Origin of the sequence: Halomonas sp. Cn5-12, from assembly GCF_021532545.1 — a bacterium.
Lineage (GTDB): Bacteria > Pseudomonadota > Gammaproteobacteria > Pseudomonadales > Halomonadaceae > Vreelandella > Vreelandella aquamarina.
Window position 1 is genome coordinate 14,152 of sequence record NZ_JAKGAY010000037.1, and the last position, 18,787, is coordinate 32,938.

The 18,787-nt window shown below is 57.1% G+C and carries 14 protein-coding genes and 1 rRNA gene; 7 read left to right on the forward strand and 8 right to left on the reverse strand.

Going from position 1 to position 18,787, the window contains the following annotated elements:
- The first annotated feature begins 113 nt into the window (after positions 1-113).
- Positions 114-1,811, forward strand: coding sequence for an NAD-dependent DNA ligase LigB (gene ligB / locus L1249_RS15275; RefSeq protein WP_228169042.1), 1,698 nt, complete (start codon positions 114-116; stop codon positions 1,809-1,811).
- On the opposite strand, the gene L1249_RS15280 is transcribed toward ligB, so the two are convergent.
- Positions 1,808-2,743, reverse strand: a complete 936-nt coding sequence (locus L1249_RS15280; RefSeq protein WP_044630437.1) for an AEC family transporter — start codon at positions 2,741-2,743, stop codon at positions 1,808-1,810. The two genes, ligB and L1249_RS15280, sit on opposite strands and share 4 nt — an antisense overlap.
- Positions 2,744-2,883: 140 nt before the next feature.
- On the opposite strand from L1249_RS15280, the gene metF reads away from it, so the two are divergent.
- The gene (gene metF, locus L1249_RS15285) at positions 2,884-3,723 is read left to right on the forward strand and encodes a methylenetetrahydrofolate reductase [NAD(P)H] (protein ID WP_228169043.1); all 840 of its coding nucleotides are present in this window, start codon (positions 2,884-2,886) and stop codon (positions 3,721-3,723) included.
- A gap of 137 nt (positions 3,724-3,860) precedes the next feature.
- On the opposite strand, the gene L1249_RS15290 is transcribed toward metF, so the two are convergent.
- From L1249_RS15290 to prlC, 4 genes are all read right to left on the reverse strand, one after another.
- Positions 3,861-6,065 (reverse strand): TRAP transporter permease, encoded by a 2,205-nt coding sequence (locus L1249_RS15290; RefSeq protein ID WP_044630439.1) that lies wholly within the window; start codon positions 6,063-6,065, stop codon positions 3,861-3,863.
- 100 nt (positions 6,066-6,165) lie between these two features.
- Entirely contained in the window at positions 6,166-7,146 is a 981-nt protein-coding gene (locus L1249_RS15295) for a TAXI family TRAP transporter solute-binding subunit (protein ID WP_044630440.1), read from the reverse strand.
- 283 nt (positions 7,147-7,429) lie between these two features.
- Positions 7,430-7,678, reverse strand: a complete 249-nt coding sequence (locus tag L1249_RS15300) for a YheV family putative zinc ribbon protein (protein WP_044630441.1) — start codon at positions 7,676-7,678, stop codon at positions 7,430-7,432.
- Positions 7,679-7,734: 56 nt separating this feature from the next.
- The gene (gene prlC / locus L1249_RS15305) at positions 7,735-9,783 is read right to left on the reverse strand and encodes an oligopeptidase A (protein ID WP_235253716.1); all 2,049 of its coding nucleotides are present in this window, start codon (positions 9,781-9,783) and stop codon (positions 7,735-7,737) included.
- 201 nt (positions 9,784-9,984) lie between these two features.
- Here prlC and L1249_RS15310 point away from each other — a divergent pair, with 201 nt between their 5' ends.
- The 3 genes from L1249_RS15310 to L1249_RS15320 all read left to right on the forward strand — a co-directional run bounded on the left by L1249_RS15310 (position 9,985) and on the right by L1249_RS15320 (position 12,678).
- Positions 9,985-11,325 carry a sodium-dependent transporter gene (locus L1249_RS15310; protein ID WP_058576725.1) on the forward strand — a complete coding sequence of 447 codons (1,341 nt, stop codon included), beginning with the start codon at positions 9,985-9,987 and terminating at the stop codon, positions 11,323-11,325.
- A 39-nt stretch (positions 11,326-11,364) separates the two neighbouring features.
- Positions 11,365-11,916: a gamma carbonic anhydrase family protein gene (locus L1249_RS15315; RefSeq protein ID WP_044630444.1), complete on the forward strand. Its 552-nt coding sequence runs from the start codon at positions 11,365-11,367 to the stop codon at positions 11,914-11,916.
- Positions 11,917-12,006: 90 nt separating this feature from the next.
- Positions 12,007-12,678 (forward strand): metal-dependent hydrolase, encoded by a 672-nt coding sequence (locus L1249_RS15320; protein WP_058576724.1) that lies wholly within the window; start codon positions 12,007-12,009, stop codon positions 12,676-12,678.
- On the opposite strand, the gene L1249_RS15325 is transcribed toward L1249_RS15320, so the two are convergent.
- The 3 genes from L1249_RS15325 to L1249_RS15335 are packed head-to-tail and all read right to left on the reverse strand — an operon-like array spanning position 12,654 to position 16,715.
- Positions 12,654-14,036, reverse strand: a complete 1,383-nt coding sequence (locus L1249_RS15325; protein ID WP_044630446.1) for a sigma-54-dependent transcriptional regulator — start codon at positions 14,034-14,036, stop codon at positions 12,654-12,656. The two genes, L1249_RS15320 and L1249_RS15325, sit on opposite strands and share 25 nt — an antisense overlap.
- A complete protein-coding gene (locus L1249_RS15330; protein ID WP_137094864.1) occupies positions 14,029-15,948 on the reverse strand; it encodes a sensor histidine kinase in 1,920 nt (639 codons plus the stop codon). Before L1249_RS15330 ends, L1249_RS15325 begins: the two co-directional genes overlap by 8 nt.
- Positions 15,945-16,715, reverse strand: a complete 771-nt coding sequence (locus L1249_RS15335; RefSeq protein ID WP_137094866.1) for a GntR family transcriptional regulator — start codon at positions 16,713-16,715, stop codon at positions 15,945-15,947. Before L1249_RS15335 ends, L1249_RS15330 begins: the two co-directional genes overlap by 4 nt.
- 309 nt (positions 16,716-17,024) lie before the next feature.
- Here L1249_RS15335 and lldD point away from each other — a divergent pair, with 309 nt between their 5' ends.
- Both lldD and L1249_RS15345 read left to right on the forward strand, forming a co-directional pair.
- Positions 17,025-18,191, forward strand: a complete 1,167-nt coding sequence (lldD, locus tag L1249_RS15340; RefSeq protein ID WP_058576723.1) for an FMN-dependent L-lactate dehydrogenase LldD — start codon at positions 17,025-17,027, stop codon at positions 18,189-18,191.
- A 471-nt stretch (positions 18,192-18,662) separates the two neighbouring features.
- A 16S ribosomal RNA gene (locus L1249_RS15345) occupies positions 18,663-18,787 on the forward strand; the annotation flags it as partial.

Genomic DNA, 18,787 nt, shown 5'->3' on the forward strand with positions numbered 1-18,787 from the left:
GGGTCGAAAACGGCTCCGAGAGTGGCTTGCTGCGCATTGCATCTCTGTCAGCTTCATATAAGTTAATTTTAATAAGGGTTGAAAAATTTCCCGTTTACCACGTGAGGATGCGTATGTCGGCTCGGCGAATAACAGGAATGGCGAACCTAGCGGCAGCCTGGTTAATGAGTGTCACTTTTTCCGCACAGGCAGACACCTGCCCCGACTGGCCCGCCGAGCGGCTGGCGCTGGAAACCCAGGCGCTAGCCGAACATATCAAAGTATGGGACCGCGCCTACCATGATAACGGCGAATCGCTGATTGCTGATGAGCTGTACGACCAGGCGCTGGCACGGCTGGAAAACTGGCAAGCGTGTTTAGATTCACCAACTCTCCATCGGCCTCTGACCCGCATCACGAGCAGCAGCGGTACCCGCACCCATCCGGCCGCTCAAACCGGGCTCACTAAAGCCGATGAAGACGGCATTCGACGCTTTACCAGCCGCCGCGAAGACCTATGGATTCAACCAAAGGTGGATGGCGTGGCGGTGACGCTGCGTTACCAGGGCGGGGAGCTCGTCGAGGCGGTTAGCCGTGGAGACGGCGAGCGGGGGCAGGATTGGACGGCGCGGGTTCAGCAACTGCCTGGTGTGCCCGTTACGCTTCCTGAGCCCGTCTCTGCGGTGCTGCAGGGCGAGCTTTACTGGCGGCTGGATAATCACGTGCAGGCACGCCAACCAGGTTCGGGTGCCCGAGGTGCCGTGGCCGGTGCCATGGCGCAGCGCGAGCCGAGCCAAGAGACGCTGAACCGCATCGGTTTATTCGTATGGGACTGGCCGGATGGCCCGACGCAGATGACCGAACGGCTGGCGCAACTGACGGCGCTGGGGTTCGAGACGGCCGATTACACCCATCCGATCAGCGGCCAGGAGGCGGCCGCCGAATGGCGCGAGCGGTGGTTCAACGGCCCGCTGCCGTTTGCCACCGACGGCGTGGTGTTAAAACAGGCTGAGCGCCCCGGCGTGCGCAACTGGTCGTCATCGCCCCCTGAGTGGGCGGTGGCCTGGAAGTATCCGTCTCAGCAGGCGCTAGCCCAGGTGCGCGGGGTGGAGTTTCGGGTGGGGCGAACCGGGCGCGTAACGCCGCTGCTGTGGCTCTACCCGGTGACTCTGGAAGGGCGGCGCATCAGCCGCGTGTCGCTGGGTTCATTGGAGCGCTGGCAGGAGTGGGACGTGCGCCCTGGGGACCACGTGGCGGTGACGCTGGCGGGCCTGACGATTCCTCAGGTAGACAGCGTGGTGTGGCAAACACGTGAAAGAGCCGCCCTAAGCGCCCCGCCGCCCGAGCGTTACCATCTGTTGAGCTGCTTTACGCTAACGCCCGAGCGAACATCAGAATGCAGCGCCCAACTGCTGGCCCGCTTAACCTATCTCAGCGAGCAGCTGGGCATGCGTGGAATTGGCGAAGGCACTTGGCAGGCGCTGATGGAGGCCGGTGTGGTTACGGAACTATTGGGTTGGTTGGCACTAACGCCGGAGCAGCTTCAACAGGCCCACGGTATTGGCGCTACCACCGCCGCAGCGCTGATGGCACAGTTCGACGCGGCGCGCCAAGCGCCCTATGCGACATGGCTGACGGCGCTGGGAATGCCCCCCGGTGGCGACGCTGGGCTGGGCGATTGGTACACCCTCGCGGGTTACTCTCGAACCGATTGGCAAGCCGTGCCTGGCGTTGGCCCGGTGCGCGGCGAAGCGCTCGTTGCCTTCTTCAGCCACCCAGACGTTCAGCGCATGGCCCGCCTGCTGCAGCTGGCGGGCGTCGATGGGTTTTAACCGAGCCCGGTGAGCCGCAGCATCAGCCCCAGATAGAGCGGTATCAACAGCGGTGCCAGCAGCGTGGTGGTGAGTACCGCTAAAGCACCTTTCTGCGGCTGAATGCCCAACTCCATCGCCACGACCACCACGTTAGAGGCCATGGGCACCACGCCAAATAGCAGCAGTGCCATCGCCAGCTCCGGTGCGAGTGGCGTGAACTGCTGGAGCACCAGCACCGCCCCCAGCATTACCAGTGGCCAGAGCAGATAGCGCAGGCCCACGCAGGTCGCCACAAAGCGCGTATCCCACGCGGCGAGGGTGACCTGGCTTAACGTCATGCCAATGATCATCATGCCCAGCAGGGTATAGGTGGCGGGAAAGACCGCTAATGAACTCATCAGTGATTCCGGCAGCGTGGCGTTGAGCGCGTTTAGCAGCAGCGCTAAGAGAAACGCATAGACCAGCGGCAGACGAACAATTTTGGCCAAGCTCTGGCGTACCGAGAAGTGGCCCCGGGCGCTCAAATAAAACCCCACCGTGAACTCATACAGGTTGATGCCCAGCATGCAGAAGAGGTACAGCGTCACCCCTTCCGGCGGTAGCAGAATCAGCGCGACGGGCAGCCCAAAGTAGCCGGTATTACCGGTGCCAGAGGAGAACGCCAGCAGCGCGCCTTCCTGCGGGCCAAAGCGGTGTTGGGTAGCCCAGCGCACGGCCAGTGCCATGGCGCTGACCAATAGAAACATCGCCAGGGTGAGCACCAAATACTCTAAGGTGGGGCCGCCATTCATCAGCGCGCGAAAAATTGTCAGCGGCGCGATCAGGTACACCAACAAGGTAGCAATCGGGCGCGGGTCTATTTTCAACCGTTGGGCGGCAATAAAGCCCAGCCCCACATACCCTATCAGCATAAGCAGCGGGCCCATTAAAGCACTGGGTGCTAAGTCCATTTCTCCTCCTTGATAGACGCGGTAGAGCTAACATGAGCCGAATTGAAGGTCGACCGTGGAATCTTTCATTAGCCGCTGCGCGGTGAAGCAGCGAGAATACCTCAAATAATGATCACGTTACCGTCCTGCGAGGATAAACCATGAGCAGCCAAGAGCATCCGCTAGGTATTAGCTTCGAATTCTTTCCGCCCAACACCGATGCTGGCCGGGAGAAGCTAATTCATGTACGCGATGAGTTGGCCGCACGTCATCCGCGTTTCTTCTCGGTGACCTACGGTGCAGGGGGCTCCACCCAGGCGCGCACTAGAGATATCGTCCGGACCGTCAGCCAAAGCGGCATTACCACGGCTCCGCATCTTTCCTGTATTGGCAGCGAGAAAGCCCAGCTTCGTGATTTGCTTGCCAAGTACCGCGAAGAAGGGGTCGATAGTCTCGTAGCTCTGCGCGGTGACATGCCTTCTGGTATGGGCAGTATCGGCGAGCTGCGCTACGCCAACGAGCTAGTGGAATTCATTCGTGAGGAAACGGGGGATCACTTCGATATCGCCGTCGCAGCCTATCCGGAATCTCATCCACAGGCGCCTAACCTCGACAAGGATGTGGAAAACTTCGCGCGTAAAATGAAGGCGGGCGCCAATATGGCGATCACCCAGTACTTCTTTACCGCCGATGCTTACTTCCACTTCGTCGATAAAGCGCGTGCGCTGGGCGTCGAGCAGCCGATCATTCCCGGCATCATGCCGATCACCAACTACACCAAACTGGCACGGTTTTCCGATGCCTGCGGCGCGGAAATTCCCCGCTGGATTCGCAAGCAGTTAGAAGCCTACGGCGATGACAGCGACGCCATTGCCGCCTTTGGTACCGATGTAGTGACTCGCCTGTGTGAACGCCTGCTGGACGGCGGCGCGCCAGGCCTGCACTTCTACACGCTGAATCAGGCGGCCCCAGTGTTGAAGGTGGTGGATAATCTGAGCTAACGCTGTCGCCTGATGATGATACCGGCCTGCATCTTTGATGCAGGCCGGTTTTTTTATGGTAGTTCTAAAGGTACGAAAAAAAGCCGGAACCTCTCGGTTCCGGCTAGTGCATAGCTTGGCTCTAGTAACGTAACGGTTTACGCAGTGCTTGCCGTTGCCTTGCCTTTGCCACCATGCTGCTTGCGCTGCATGATAAACAGCACCGTACCAATCGCTAAGCCCGCGATGTCGGTGTAGATGCCGCCGTAGATCAAGAACATGGCACCGACCAGCATCACTAAGCGTTGGGGTAAGTTCACCGGACCGAAGAACCACTTCTGAACCATGCCCGAGAGCAACACAATGCCTAGCGTGGCAGTGAGGCCAACGCGCAGGATCTGCATGGCGGAGCCTTCCATCAGCATCGCCGGGCTGTAGAAAAACATAAACGGCACGATAAACGCCGCCAAGCCAATCTTGAACGACGCCACCGAGGTGCCCATGGGGTTGTCCCCAGAAATACCGGCGGCTGCGTAAGACGCAAGCGCCACGGGCGGGGTAATGGCTGATACCACGGCGAAGTAAAACACGAAGAAGTGGGCGACGAGTGGTTCGATACCAATGTTGATCAAGCCCGGTGCCACGACCGATGCTGCTACCGCGTAAGCCGCCGTGGTGGGCATGCCCATTCCTAGCAGAATGCTGATCAGCATGGCGAAGAACAGTGCCAACAGCTGACTAACGCCCGCCAAGCCCAGCAGCAGCGAAGAGAAGCGCGCACCTACACCGGTCAGCGAGATAACGCCCACAATTAGGCCCGCGCAGGCACACACGGCGATGATCTGGATGGACATCGTACCTGCTAGCTGAAGGGCCCTTAAAATGGCGCGAATGCCCATTTTATTGGGTGAAATCCAGCTAACAACCGCCGCTGATGCGGTGGCCAGGGTACCGGCACGAATCACTGAGTAGCCCATGAAGAGGGCGGCAATCAGAATAATAATCGGCGCAAACAGGTAGGCCTGTTTCACCAGCTTCGAAAATAGCGGAATCTCATCCTTACGCATTCCCCGCATGCCTTTACGCGCGGCTTCAAAATCCACCATGAAGTAGATAGAGGCGAAGTACAGAATGGCAGGAATCAAGGCTGCAACGGCAATTTCGGTATAAGGAATGCCGGTGACCTCTGCCATGATGAAGGCACCTGCCCCCATGATGGGCGGCATAATCTGTCCACCGGTAGAAGCGGCTGCTTCAATGGCACCGGCGCTACGTGCCGGGTAGCCCACTTTCTTCATCAGAGGAATAGTGAGTGAGCCTGTCGATACCACGTTGCCTGCGGAGGTGCCGTTGATCATTCCCATTAAGCCAGAAGCAAAGATAGACACCTTAGCCGGGCCGCCGCGAGCACGACCTGCCGCGGCAAAGGCGAAGTTGACGAAGTAGTCGCCCACTTTAGACGCCTGCAAGAAGGCGGCAAAAATGATGAACAGAATAATATAGGTGGACGAGACCGCCGTGGTCGGGCCGAGTATGCCCGCATCGGTATAGACCTGGCTAAAGAAGCGCTGGACCGATAGACCAGGGTAGCCCAGGAAACCAGGTAAATAGGGGCCTGCAAAGACGTAGGTCAGAAACACGGCTGAAATGACGACCAGCGCCAAACCTGCCACACGGCGAGTCAGTTCGAGAATCAGCAGCGAGCCCGCGATGGCGGCCCAAGAGATACCGGGAGGCGCAAATGAGGTGCCGGTGGACATCCGCATGCTGGTGTTAAATGCCATTAGCAGGTAGCCAGCGCTGGCCAAAGCACACACCATTAACACTAAGTCGGCGGGATTAAGGCGGTGGCGTGCCTGACGATAGAACCAAGACAGCACAATCGCGCCTGCTGTGGTGGCCATCAGTGGGTAGCCAAAGTGCAGCGTCTCCACGGCCGGGTCGATGCGCATGGCACCGCCGTTGATAGCCTGCTGCATCAAGAATACTTGCACCAGCGAGTAAACCGCAGGAACCAGCAGCGCATAGCTCACCCATTTCAGCCAAGCCGGAGAGGCTTGCTGGTCATCTTCAGCAAAGCGGGCACCGGCAAACAGCCCGTAACCCAAAATTAACGCACCGGCGATGTGTACGATACGGAACGACCAGGTTTCCATGGGGTACACGTTGAGTGAAAACAGGTGGAAACCTGAATAGGCAATCGCCAGTGCTGCAAATAATAGGAACTGCCAGCCAACGAACAGGCGGCGGTTGGGCTCAACAACTTCTTCATCGACGCCATCAGCAATCGATTCTGGCGTTGATGAAGCAGCTAAGGCGTCATCCTTGAGGCCGTTGGGGTCTTGGTTGGTATTGTGACTCATCAGAGGTCACCCTCACAGCAAAAGCAGAGAAAGGGGGCAAGAGCAAACGCTGCCCCGCCCGACAGGGTCGGCAGCGGGGCAGCGCGATGGTGCGTGGAGCTTACTTGATCATGTCGTCAGAGATATCGTAACCGTTCTCTTCGTACCAGCGTGCTGCGCCTGGGTGGAAAGGCAGTACCGTGTTGTGCACGATGTTTTCCGGAATGCTGGTTTCAGCACTGCGGTGTACGTCGCGCATACGATCATTGTTTTCCATCGTGGCTTTCGTGACTTCATAGATGAAGTCTTCCGGCAGGTCACAGCCAGCAATCGCGAAGTTCCACATGGCAACGGCGCGAGCATCCTCTTCCAGCGTGGTGTAAGTGCTAGCCGGGATGGTGAACTCAGCGACCGGGAAGGCGTCTAGCACAGTCGCCAGCTCTTCTTCGGTAAACTCAATAATGTTCACGTCGGTTTGGACTTCCAGCTGGCTAACTGCCGGAATCGGGATGCCCGCAGCGAAGGCGACAACGTCCAGCAGGCCGTCCTGAAGCTGGCCGCCCAGGTCAGACCAGCCGCCATTACGGCGGTCGAAGTTTACGCCCAGGGTTTCCAGCATGGCCGGGAAGTAGGTGTCAGAGGTAGACGCCGCCGGGCCGAAACCGATGCGCGCACCGTCGGGGATGTCGGAAATAGATTCAATACCGGAGCTAGAGAGCGCGGCGATAGAGAACGGGGTTTCATACATCGGGAACAGCGCGCAAACGTTGTCCATGACTAGGCCAGGTGCCAGCGGGCTTTCGCCTTTGATGGCATCAGACGCCGGACCCATAGTGGTTAGGCCAAACGCCATATCGCCACTATGTACTAGCGCCAGGTTTTGGGTAGGGCCACCAGTCACTTCGCCGCCGCCTGAAACACCGAGCTCATCGGCGATGAAGTTTGCCCAGCCAGAGCCATAAACGAAGTAGGTGCCGCCTTGACTTGCCGTACCAACAGTAAAGTTAGTGGGCCATTCAGAGCGGTCCGCATGGGCAGTGCCTGCAGCAAGTAACGCGCTGCCTGCGAGCAGAGCGACAGTTTTGGGCATCGTATTGCGCATGGCGAGATTTCCTAAGCTGTTATTGGGATTATCGTCTGGCGCGTGTGGGACACCGCCAGTGCTTTATCATTAAGCAGCTTATATAGAGCGATACTTGTGCCACATATACGATTTAATATAGAAATCAATGCATTAAGAATTTTCTCTTCAACTTTGGTTGAAAAGCAAAAGCCATTAAGTGTCTGGCTTTGCGCACGCTCTAGATAGGGTGGTGTGCGGTTTTTCACACACTTTTCAAAGGGGGCACCTAGCGATGCAGCCGCTGCACCGCTAGCGAGGGGCGTTATTTGTTTTTACCTGGGTCAAGAATGCGAACCGGCTGCACATCCTGGATTTTTTGCTCATCACGCACCTGATTCACTCGTGTAGTGAGCTCGGGGGTCGCTTCGTCTTCAATGGGCAGCTGTTCGAAGAAATCACAGCTCACGCATTCACGGTAGCGGATGCCGTGCTGCTCCCACGCACGAATGCGGTCCATGGCGGCACAGCGGGGGCAGGTCACGCCTGCAATAAAACGCTTAATACTCGACATACATACACTCCCAACGTGCGGCGGCAACGCCGCCGCACCGGATAAAAATAGCCAGCTTAGGCGGCGCGAATACCGCTATGGCGCAGCAGCGGTTCGACGCTAGGTTCGCGGCCTCGGAAGGCACGGAATAGCTCGGCGGCATCCCGCGCACCGCCTTGCTCCAGAATTTCCTCGCGGAAGCGCTGGCCAGTGTCTGGGTCAAAAATCCCGGCTTCTTCAAAGGCGCTCCAGGCATCGGCAGAGAGCACTTCCGCCCACTTATAGCTGTAGTAGCCAGCGGCGTAGCCGCCTGCAAAGATGTGGCTGAAACTATTTTGGAAGCGGTTGAAGTCGACCACGGGAACGACAGAGGTTTGGCGACGCACGTCGTCGAGCAGCGTCTGAACATCGCTGGCCGAAGGCGCTTCCAGCTCGTGATGGAGGCGTAGGTCGAACAGAGAAAACTCGATCTGACGCACCATGCCCATGGCGGACTGGAAGTTTTTCGCCGCTTGCAGGCGCTCGAACAGAACGTCCGGCAGCGGTTCGCCGGTGTCTACGTGTTTAGCTAGCAGGTCGAGACCTTCCCGCTCCCAGCAGTAGTTCTCCATAAACTGGCTGGGCAGCTCAACCGCATCCCAGGCCACGCCGTTGATGCCTGACACGTCGGCCACGTCTTGCTTGGTCAGCATATGGTGCAAACCATGGCCAAACTCGTGGAACAGCGTGGTCACTTCGTCATGGGTCAGCAGCGCAGGTTTACCGCCTACTGGCGCGGTGAAGTTGCAGGTCAAGAAGGCCACTGGGAGCTGCACGCCGTTCTCGGTTTTACGGCGTACCCGGCAGTCAGCCATCCACGCACCGCCCCGTTTGCCTTCGCGGGCGTAGAGATCCAGATAGAACCCAGCAATCGGTTTGCCCTGTTCGGTAATACGGAAGAAGCGCACGTCGTCGTGATAGCTCGGAGCGCTGCTGTCTTCTTTTACCTGAACGTTGTAAAGGCGCTCGACGACTTGGAACAAGCCATCCACGACCCGCGGCGCGGGGAAGTAGGGGCGCAGTTGCTCTTGGGAAATAGCGTAGCGTGCTTCGCGCAGTTTCTCGCTGACGTAGGCGACATCCCAGGGGTTGAGCGTCTCGATGCCTAGCTCGTCACGGGCGTAGGCGCTGAGTTCGGCAAACTCCTCCTGCGCTTGCGGCTTGGCGCGGCGGGCGAGGTCTTCCAAAAAGTCCAGCACCTGCGCGGGGGAGTCTGCCATTTTGGTAGTTAGCGAGTAGTCGGCGTAGGTGTCGAAGCCCAGCAACCGCGCCAGTTCCTGACGCAGGGCCAGAATCTCTTCCAAAATGGGGGCGTTGTCGAACTTGCCCGCGTTGGGGCCCTGGTCGGAGGCGCGGGTCACGAAGGCGGTATACACTTCTTCGCGCAGCTCGCGGCTGTCGGCGTAGCTGACGATGGGGAAGAAACTGGGGAAATCCAGCGTAATGCGGTAGCCATCAACGCCTTTAGCGTCTGCCAGGGCTTTAAGAGTTTCCAGAGCGCTCTCAGGAACGCCCGCCAGCGCGTCGCGATCCTGAATGTCTTTATGCCACGCCTGGGTGGCGTCCAGCACGTTATTAGAAAACTGGTTAGAAAGCGTAGAGAGCCGGGACTGAATTTCACCGTAACGAGCCTTCTTATCCGCCGGTAGGTCGACCCCGGCCAGGCGAAAATCGCGCAGGGCGTTATCCACCGTACGCTGTTGGGCGGCCGTCAGCGTTGACCAGCTCTCGCTCTCTTTTAGCGCCTGCCAGCCTTTGAACAGCCCTTCGTGCTGACCGACCCAGGTGCCAAATGCAGAGAGTTTTTCCAGGCAGGCTTGGTAAGCATCGCGCAGCTCTGGGGTATTCATGGTGCCGTTGAGGTGCGACACCGGTGACCAGGCCTGGGAAAGACGGTCATTCACTGCTTCCAGCGGTGCGGCAAAGTTGTCCCACGTTGGGGATGTGGCAACGGCCTGTTGGGCGAGGCGATCAATCGCCTCGCGGCTCTCATCGAGCAGCGTTTCCACGGCGGGCACCACGTGGTCGGCACGAATGTCGGCGAAAGGGGGAAGCTCGTGGCTCTCTAGCAACGGGTTGCGGGACATAAGCACCTCGGTAGCAATCAAGTTAGGGGCGCACAAAAACGTACGCTGATGATGACACAGTGCGGGCAGTGAGACGTTGTTTCAATGCTTGACCCGCTGCAAGCGTTTGGCCTGGGGGCAGGCGCCTGCTAGTCTTGCCGCCTTTCCATATCCGTAATCTGTAAGTGTCACCAACAATGCCACCCATGGCAGGAGCAAGTAATGAGTGAAACGCTAGAGCGCTGGGGGTCGAAGCGGGCCTTTATCTTGGCGGTAACAGGTGCGGCGGTTGGGCTGGGCAATATTTGGCGCTTCCCCTATGTGGCGGGAGAGAACGGCGGCGCTGCTTTTTTGCTGATTTATGTGGCGTTCGTGCTGCTACTTGGGATTCCCGTGATGATGGCGGAAATCCTCATTGGGCGTGCCGGGCGGCGCGGGCCGATGCAAGCCTTAGGCGCATTGGCGTCAGAAGCGGGGGCTTCCCGGCACTGGCGCTGGCTGGGGCTATTTGGCGCGTTCACCGTGTTCTGTATTTTGTCGTTTTACTCGGTGGTGTCGGGTTGGTCGATTGAGTTTTTAGTGGCCTCGGTGAACGGCAACTTTAACGGTGCCAGCGCAGCTGAGATCGGTGCAGGATTCGAAGCGTTTCTGGCGAATCCTGGGCTGCTGATCTTCAACCACTCGCTGTTCCTCTTCATGACCATGACGGTGGTGGCAGCTGGGGTGGCCAAAGGGCTTGAGCGGCTCAACAACCTGCTGATGCCACTGCTATACGGTTTGCTGCTGCTGTTAGCCATTTATGCCACTACTACGTCGGGCTTTGGTACCGCGCTGTCGTGGCTCTTTCTGCCCTCGTTCGAGGACGTGACTCCCGCGGTCATATTGCATGCCATGGGCCATGCCTTCTTTACGCTGGCAGTCGGTGCCTGTGCGCTGATGGCGTACGGGGCTTATATGCCCGATGAGCAGAGCCTGCCGAAGGCGGCCTTTGCCGTGGCGGTGTTGGATATTAGCGTGGCGCTGCTGGCGGGCATTGCGATTTTCTCGGTGGTGTTTGCCCAGGGCATGGACCCCGCCGATGGACCAGGACTGATGTTCGTGACGCTGCCCATAGCGTTTTCCGAGTTGCCCTGGGGATCGTTCTGGCTCAGCGTATTTTTCCTGCTGCTGCTGCTGGCCACCTGGACCTCGGCGATCAACCTTGCCGAGCCAATGGTGGCCACGTTGCAGGGGCTGGGTTGGCGGCGCAGTACGGCAACGGCGGCGGTAGCGCTCAGCGTATGGTTAATCGGCTTGCTATCAGCGTTCTCGTTTTCAACCCTGGCAGAATTCAGGCCGCTGTTTGGGCGTAACGTCTTTGAGCTGGTAAGCAGTATTCCCCCTGATATCTTCCTCCCCATGGGAGGGCTGCTAATCGCGATTTTTGCCGCATGGGTGATGCCACAAGCGCGTGTCATCAGCGCATTGGGCGCGGGGGAGCGCGGCTATTTACTATGGCGTACGACGATTCGCTGGGTGTCGATTCCGCTGACGTTTATCGTCTTACTCGGTGGGTTGCTATAGTGCGCCTTTCAGCCCCTTTATCGTGTTAAGGAGATAATCATGAGCAGTGCCTTACGAACGTATCAAGGCGTTTCGCCGCAGTTGGGTGAGCGTGTCTACATCGATCCCGCCAGCGTGGTGATTGGCAATGTCACGCTCGGTGATGACTGCTCGGTATGGCCGATGACGGTGATTCGCGGCGATATGCACCGCATCACCATTGGTGCGCGCACCAGCGTTCAAGATGGCAGCGTGCTGCACATTACCCACGCCAGTGATTTCAATCCTGATGGTTTCCCGCTCACGATTGGCGACGATGTGACCATTGGCCACAAGGCAATTTTGCACGGTTGCACCCTGGGCAGCCGCATTCTGGTGGGAATGGGCGCCATCGTGATGGATGGTGCAGTGGTTGAAGATGAGGTGATTATTGCTGCTGGCGCGGTAGTGACACCGGGCAAACGATTGGAGAGCGGTTACGTTTATGCCGGTAACCCTGCGAAGGCGCTGCGCCCGCTCAAGGAGAAAGAGCGGGCTTTCTTCCCCTATACCGCAGGCAATTACGTTAAGTTAAAAGATCAGTTCCTTATGGAAGCCGCCGAAGCACGTTAAGCGTTTGCCTTACCACTCTTTTTTCTAACCTAGCCATGTTGCGCGCACTGAAAGTCTGGTAATTTATCCAGTTTTCTAGGGTGCCGCGACATGGCTAATTTTCGCACGCATATAACGGTTGCAGCAGCGGGCGGCACGCTAATGGCTTACGTTGGCTGGCAGGCGCAGTGGTGGGTAGCTCCACAAGCCCTGCTAGTCATTGCCCTGGTGGCCTTTGGCGGTATTCTCCCCGATATTGATGCTGACCGTTCTCGCTCTATCCGGCTGATTTTTAATATTTTATCAGTGCCTTCGCTGGTGCTGGGTGTGCTGTTGCTGCAGCCGTGGTTAACACCTGGGCTACTGCTGGTGGCGTGTGGTGGCATCTATTTTTCAGTGCGCTATTTAGCGTCCGTACTGTTTTCGCGCTTGACTGTTCATCGGGGGATTTGGCATTCACTCATGGCGGCAGGGCTGTGTGCGTTGGCTACGGCTGCGCTAAGCTTTCACTTGCTTGCCCAGCCTGCCTGGCTGGCGTGGAGCCACGGGGCTGCAGTACTGTTTGGGTTTATTATTCACTTGAGTTTGGATGAACTGTTTAGCGTCGACCTCGAAGGGGCGCGCTTAAAGCGCTCTTTCGGTACTGCGCTAAAGCTTGGCGATAGCCGCCGTCCACTTTCCAACCTATTAATGTTGATCACCATGCTTATCTTGGTGCCCTGGGTGCCGCCTTGGGGAGTGCTGGTTGAGCTATTTCATCAGGGTTCGCTGCTGTGGCGATAGTCGCCAGCGCTTAAACCGTGCTTTTTGAGCTTGTCATAAAACGTTTTGCGGGGGATTCCTAAATGGTGGCAAACATCCGTCACTCGTCCTTGATGGCGCGCTAGCGACTGACTGATCAAGCTCTTTTCAAACAGCTCTACTTGGCGGGGTAGCGTTAGCTCTTGAGTGTCGGCAGCGACACCCTCCAGCAGGGCATCAAGACGGTAGTCAAACGCGGCTCCCAGCAGTACATAGCGCTCGGCTAGGTTACGCAGTTCACGCACATTTCCCGGCCAGTCGTGGGCCAGGAGGGTGGCAATGGCGTGGCTATCTAGAGTGGGCGCTTCAAGCCCGCTGCGATTCGCCGCCACCACGGCAAAGTGTTGGAACAGTAAGGGAATGTCTTCTCTTCGCTCGCGAAGTGCTGGCAGCGGTAGGGTGACTACGTTTAGCCGGTAGTAGAGATCTTCGCGAAAGCGCCCCTCTTCGGCGGCGACTTTGAGGTCGACTTTGGTGGCGGCAATCACACGGATATTGAGCGGAACAGCTTCGTTGGCGCCTAACCGTTCTACGCTACGCTCCTGAAGCACTCGCAGCAATTTCACCTGAAGTGCCAAGGGCATGGACTCAATCTCATCTAAAAAGACGGTGCCGCCGTTAGCGTGCTCAAATTTACCAATTCGCCGCTCTACCGCCCCTGTGAAGGCGCCTTTCTCATGGCCGAACAGCTCGGACTCGATGGTGTTTTCCGGCACCGCGCCGCAGTTGATGGCCATAAATGGACTGTTACGTCGGGCGCTGCGCTCGTGAATCGCTCTGGCAACCAAGTCTTTGCCGGTGCCCGTTTCGCCAAACAGCAGCACGTCGGCTTCCACTTGGCTGATGCGCTGAATCATCGCGGCAAGCCTTGAGATTACTGGCGTTCGCCCAACCAAGCGCGGGCCCAGTGCGGCTTGTTGCACCTCTAGCTCGGCCTTCAAGCGCAGGTTCTCAAGGCTTAGCTGGCGCTTTTCGATGCCACGTCTCACCACATCCAGCAGCTGGTCGCCCGCGAAAGGCTTTTCTAGAAAGTCCCAGGCGCCTGCACGCATGGCTTCTACGGCAGTCGAAATGTCGCCGTGACCGGTAATCAGAATAATCGGCAGCGTGGCGTCGCGGCTATGTAGCTCATGCAGCAGCGCCATGCCGTCCATCCCAGGCATGCGAATATCACTCACAATGACACCAGGAAAGTCATTCGGCAGCGCGGCAAGCGCCTGTTCGGCCGATTCAAAGCAGTGGGGCGTATAGCCCGCAAGTTCTAACGTTTGGCTGGCGGTGATACGCAGATGCGGTTCGTCGTCGATCACCATGACCGGCAGCGTCGACGGCTCATGCATGGGGTTGATTCTCCTGTTTTAGGCGGGCAGTAGAGGGCTCCGGGGCCGTTGAGCGTGGCAAGGTGACTGTGAAACAGGCGCCACCCGTAGCGAGATTCGTGGCCTGCAGCTTGCCGCCAAGATCTTCCATAATACGCGAGGAAATAGAGAGTCCTAGCCCTAACCCGCTACCGGGTGCTTTGGTGGTAAAAAAAGGCTCAAAAATATGCCCAAGATGTTGCTTGGTAATGCCGGGGCCGTTGTCAGCGACGCTGATGACCACCTGATCTTTGATCACTTCTGCGCGCAGCGTGAGCACCGGCGAAGGCGTCTCTTTCATCGCCTGCAGTGCATTGCCGATCAGGTTAACCAGTACCTGCTCTAGGCGGACTAAATCAGCGTTTACCCAAAGCGTTGCTTCTGCCCATTGCTGCTCCACCTGAACGCTACCCTCTTTCAGGCGGCTATGAAACAGGCGCAGGGCATACTCGATGCAGGCTTGTACGGAGATGGTCTCCTGCCGCTCGCTGCTTTTGCGAGAGAACTGGCGTAGCTGGGCGCTGATATCGGCCATTCGTTCAGTGAGCTCAACAATCTGCGCTAAATTGGCGTCGGCGCTCTCAATCCGCGATAGCTCAATAAAGCGCCGTGCGTTTTCAGCATAGGCACGAATCGCTGCTAAAGGTTGGTTGAGTTCGTGGTTAATCCCGGCGGCTAACTGCCCAAGCACAGCGAGCTTAGCGGCTTGAATAAGCTCATCTTGGGTTTGGCGTAAGTTGGCCTCTGCTCGCCGCCGTTCTTCAATTTCATCCGAGAGGCGTTGGTTGCTGGCGACTAAGTCGCGGGTACGACGCTCGACGCTGACTTCAAGCTCATCTCGCACGTGGGCTAACGTTTGGCGCTCCCGCTCGGCAAACGCTTCACGTTCCCGGCGTAGTCTCAGGCGTTGCCAGCCAATGCCCCCTGCTAGGGCGATGACGCCGTAGAGTCCTCCCGCCATGAAGGCAGCAATCCACTGGGCGTTCATGACCGGTGTCAGTGGCTTGAGAATATGCATTTGCCAGCCAAACTCAGGAATGGGGCGCGTGAGGCTTAAATAGCGCCCGCCGCTGAGAGGGCCATGGGCAAAGCTCACTAGGTAACTACCGGGCCCGTATGGGGTATTCAATTGAATCCCAGACGGCGTTAGCGGCTCCATGGCATAACGGCGGGTTTCGCGGAGCGCGTCGCGCTGCTCGTCGCTCAGCGGATAGAGAGCGTTCATGCGCAGTTCGGGGTGGCTGGCCATAAAGATGATGTTGTCGCTGTCGGTGACGAACAGCTCGGCGTCCTGCTCGGCCCAGCTCTCCTCGACGTCATCAAGCAGCACTTTGACGACGATCACGCCATCCGGCTTGGCATCGGGAGAGGTATCGTCCAGCCACACCGGAGAGGAAAAGTAGTAGCCGCGCTCTAACGACTGGATCCCAAGCCCAAAAAAGCGTCCCTGGCCACCCGCGATGGCATCGGAGTAGTAGCTGCGAAACGCGTAGTTCTGACCAATGAAAGTGTTGGGGCGATGCCAGTTGCTAGCCGCGATGGTGTCGGCATCGCGATCAAGCAGGTAAACGTCCGAGACGCCTGAAGTGAAACGAAAACGATCCAGCAGCAGGTTGAGTGGCATAGGGTCTTGGCTATCCGGAGAGGCAAGAAAGCGCTGAATACCCTCTCGGGTGGCGAGCATTTGCGGCAGGTAGTCGTAACGCAGCAGGTAGCCGTTCAAGTTGGCCGCGGAGAGGCGTAGCTCGTTCTCGGCATCATCCTGAAGATTCGAAAGTGCCTGTTCACGAGCGAACTGAGCCGCCTGCCACATAAACAGCAGTAGCCCAACGGGAATGGCGATAAGCCATAGCAGACGCCAGCGCCACTCGGTGCTGCTGACGTGACTACTCATGCGGGACTATTAGTGGCTTGGGCACGACGTAGAGCGCGCTGAGCGCGAGTTTCGGCTCTAGCCATCTCAAGCAGCCCTTCTTCTACATACACTAAGTGCTCGTGGGCGCGGGTTCGAGCATCTTCAGCGCGGCCCTCTAAAATGGCATCCAGCAAGGCACGATGCTGGTTCATTAGCTGGGTACGCGAGTCGGGTTTGGCGAACAGGTGGGCCAAGTTATCCACGATGCTCTGTTCCAGCAGATGAAAAATGCCGCGGATCGTGTGAAGCAGCAGAACGTTATGGGCAGCCTCCGCAATAGCTAGGTGAAAAGCCGCATCTAGCTTAGCCTCTTGAGCCGGGTCAGCCCCCACAAAGCCACCATCAAGCTCTTCAAAGCGCTGAATCAAGACAGCTTTATCTGCAGGTGTCGAGCGTAGCGCGGCATAGTAAGCAGAAATACCCTCCATGGCGTCGCGAAACTCAAGCAGATCGAGATGAAATTCATTGTGGCGCGACATCATCTCTAATAGCGGATCCGTGTAACCATTGTTAAGCGTTTCATTAACAAATGTGCCACCACCCTGGCGGCTGGTGAGCAAGCCGCGAGCCGCCAGCTTTTGAATTGCTTCTCGAAGTGAGGGCCGAGATACCCCAAAACGTTCAGCGAGTTCACGCTCGGGTGGCAAGCGCTGGCCCGGCTTCAGGCTGCCTTCCAGGATCATGGCTTCAAGGCGTTCAGTAATCACATCAGCTAAGCGCTGTTGGCGGAGCGGTGGGTAAGTCATTGGTGAGGGTCCACATAATTGGTAAGACCAATGGTAGGGGCTTCAATGATTTGTCTCAATAGTAAAACGCTAACAAATGGATGGCTAACGGTACTGTTTATGCGGTTTGAAACTAAAGTATATAGCTGAAAAGCGCTATAGAGCGTGATGCCGGTTTGACACAGCGGTAACCTCTCACTAATGTTGAATCTGATTTTTTGTAAATTGGTAAAACCAATTTTAATCTGAGGCGCTTAACACCAACGCTTCGATGACCGTTTGTAGATAGTACTTATAAATAGTGCATCTATTTATTGCATAGGGCCTGCCATGATCATTTCAGCACCGACGGACTACCGCCAAGCTGCCAAGCGCCGTATCCCTCCCTTTCTTTTTCATTATGCTGACGGTGGGTCATACGCAGAGCATACGCTGAACCGAAATGTTGAGGATCTCGCAGGTATCGCATTGCGGCAGCGTGTGCTGAAGGATATGTCGTCGCTATCACTCGAAACCGAGCTGTTTGGCGAAAAAATGGCGATGCCTCTTGCGCTGGCGCCGGTGGGCTTGACGGGGATGTATGCAAGGCGTGGTGAAGTGCAGGCAGCTCGGGCGGCCACCAAAAAAGGCATACCATTCACGCTCTCGACAGTATCGGTGTGCCCTATTGCGGAAGTAGCCGCGGCAGTTGACCGCCCCATCTGGTTTCAACTTTACGTGCTAAAAGATCGCGGCTTTATGAAGCATGTGCTGGAGCGTGCTAAGGCCGCAGGCGTGAAGACACTGGTTTTTACGGTTGATATGCCGGTTCCAGGAGCGCGTTATCGTGATGCGCATTCAGGCATGAGCGGTAAAAGTGGACCCATGAGGCGAATGCTGCAAGCCGCGCTGCATCCTTTATGGGCCTGGGACGTGGGGGTTCATGGTCGTCCACATGATCTAGGTAATGTGTCTGATTATCGTGGTAAGCCTACAGAGCTTGAGGACTATATAGCTTGGCTAGGTGACAACTTTGATCCCTCTATCTCTTGGAAAGATCTGGATTGGATTCGTGAGCAGTGGGATGGCCCGATGATCATTAAGGGGATTCTCGACGCTGAAGATGCGCGTGATGCAGTGCGTTTCGGCGCAGACGGTATTGTGGTTTCGAACCATGGCGGTCGTCAGCTAGATGGTGTTCCCTCTACTGCGCGTGCCCTTCCTGCTATTGCGGATGCAGTTAAAGGCGATCTGACGATCCTGGCCGACTCCGGGGTGCGCAACGGGTTGGATGTAGTAAGGATGATTGCTATGGGAGCCGATACAGCATTGATTGGCCGTGCCTTCATTTATGCGCTGGCCACTGCTGGGGAGGCGGGTGTCGCCAATTTGCTAGAGCTTTTCGATAAAGAGATGCGGGTTGCGATGACGTTGACAGGCGCGCGAACGATAGCTGACCTTAGTTCCGAATCGTTAGTATCTGGCGCTATAAAAGAACTTGAACACCCTATCAGGTAGCCGGTAATCAGCTTGATAGAGCGGTGTTGGCATTTTTTTACAAAAGCCCTTGCCAACCCGGCCGCGAATCCGTAAAGTACGCATCCGCTGCCGGGGACGCCAAGCGTTACCAGCGGTAAATGAGGTTGAAAAACTTCTGGTTTGTCAAGAAGTTAGAGCCGTCTTGTTATAGTTTAAGTCGCTCGCTTCACTCGCTGAAAACAGCGGTTGACAACCACCAGGAAATGCGTAGAATACGCCTTCCTCGCTGAGGCAACACGGTTCAGGTCACCGAGCCAGCACAGCGAAACAGCTCTTTAACAATTTGATCAGGTAATTCATGTGGGCGCTTGCCGATGAGGGTGATAAGTCACCAAATATCAAGGCAAGCGGTCATGAGAACGAAAGTTTGAATGAATTCGTTTGAACCTTGAGCCAAGTTTGATGCGCTTTTGTTACCTTCGGGTGAGGAGTAAGCATCACAATGATTTTAAACTGAAGAGTTTGATCATGGCTCAGATTGAACGCTGGCGGCAGGCCTAACACATGCAAGTCGAGCGGTAACAGATCTAGCTTGCTAGATGCTGACGAGCGGCGGACGGGTGAGTAATGCATAG

Coding starts and splice junctions, on each gene's coding strand:
- ligB (WP_228169042.1), top strand. CDS start 114: ATGTCGGCTCGGCGAATAACAGGAATGGCGAACCTAGCGGCAGCCTGG.
- L1249_RS15280 (WP_044630437.1), bottom strand. CDS start 2,743: ATGGACTTAGCACCCAGTGCTTTAATGGGCCCGCTGCTTATGCTGATA.
- metF (WP_228169043.1), top strand. CDS start 2,884: ATGAGCAGCCAAGAGCATCCGCTAGGTATTAGCTTCGAATTCTTTCCG.
- L1249_RS15290 (WP_044630439.1), bottom strand. CDS start 6,065: ATGAGTCACAATACCAACCAAGACCCCAACGGCCTCAAGGATGACGCC.
- L1249_RS15295 (WP_044630440.1), bottom strand. CDS start 7,146: ATGCGCAATACGATGCCCAAAACTGTCGCTCTGCTCGCAGGCAGCGCG.
- L1249_RS15300 (WP_044630441.1), bottom strand. CDS start 7,678: ATGTCGAGTATTAAGCGTTTTATTGCAGGCGTGACCTGCCCCCGCTGT.
- prlC (WP_235253716.1), bottom strand. CDS start 9,783: ATGTCCCGCAACCCGTTGCTAGAGAGCCACGAGCTTCCCCCTTTCGCC.
- L1249_RS15310 (WP_058576725.1), top strand. CDS start 9,985: ATGAGTGAAACGCTAGAGCGCTGGGGGTCGAAGCGGGCCTTTATCTTG.
- L1249_RS15315 (WP_044630444.1), top strand. CDS start 11,365: ATGAGCAGTGCCTTACGAACGTATCAAGGCGTTTCGCCGCAGTTGGGT.
- L1249_RS15320 (WP_058576724.1), top strand. CDS start 12,007: ATGGCTAATTTTCGCACGCATATAACGGTTGCAGCAGCGGGCGGCACG.
- L1249_RS15325 (WP_044630446.1), bottom strand. CDS start 14,036: ATGCATGAGCCGTCGACGCTGCCGGTCATGGTGATCGACGACGAACCG.
- L1249_RS15330 (WP_137094864.1), bottom strand. CDS start 15,948: ATGAGTAGTCACGTCAGCAGCACCGAGTGGCGCTGGCGTCTGCTATGG.
- L1249_RS15335 (WP_137094866.1), bottom strand. CDS start 16,715: ATGACTTACCCACCGCTCCGCCAACAGCGCTTAGCTGATGTGATTACT.
- lldD (WP_058576723.1), top strand. CDS start 17,025: ATGATCATTTCAGCACCGACGGACTACCGCCAAGCTGCCAAGCGCCGT.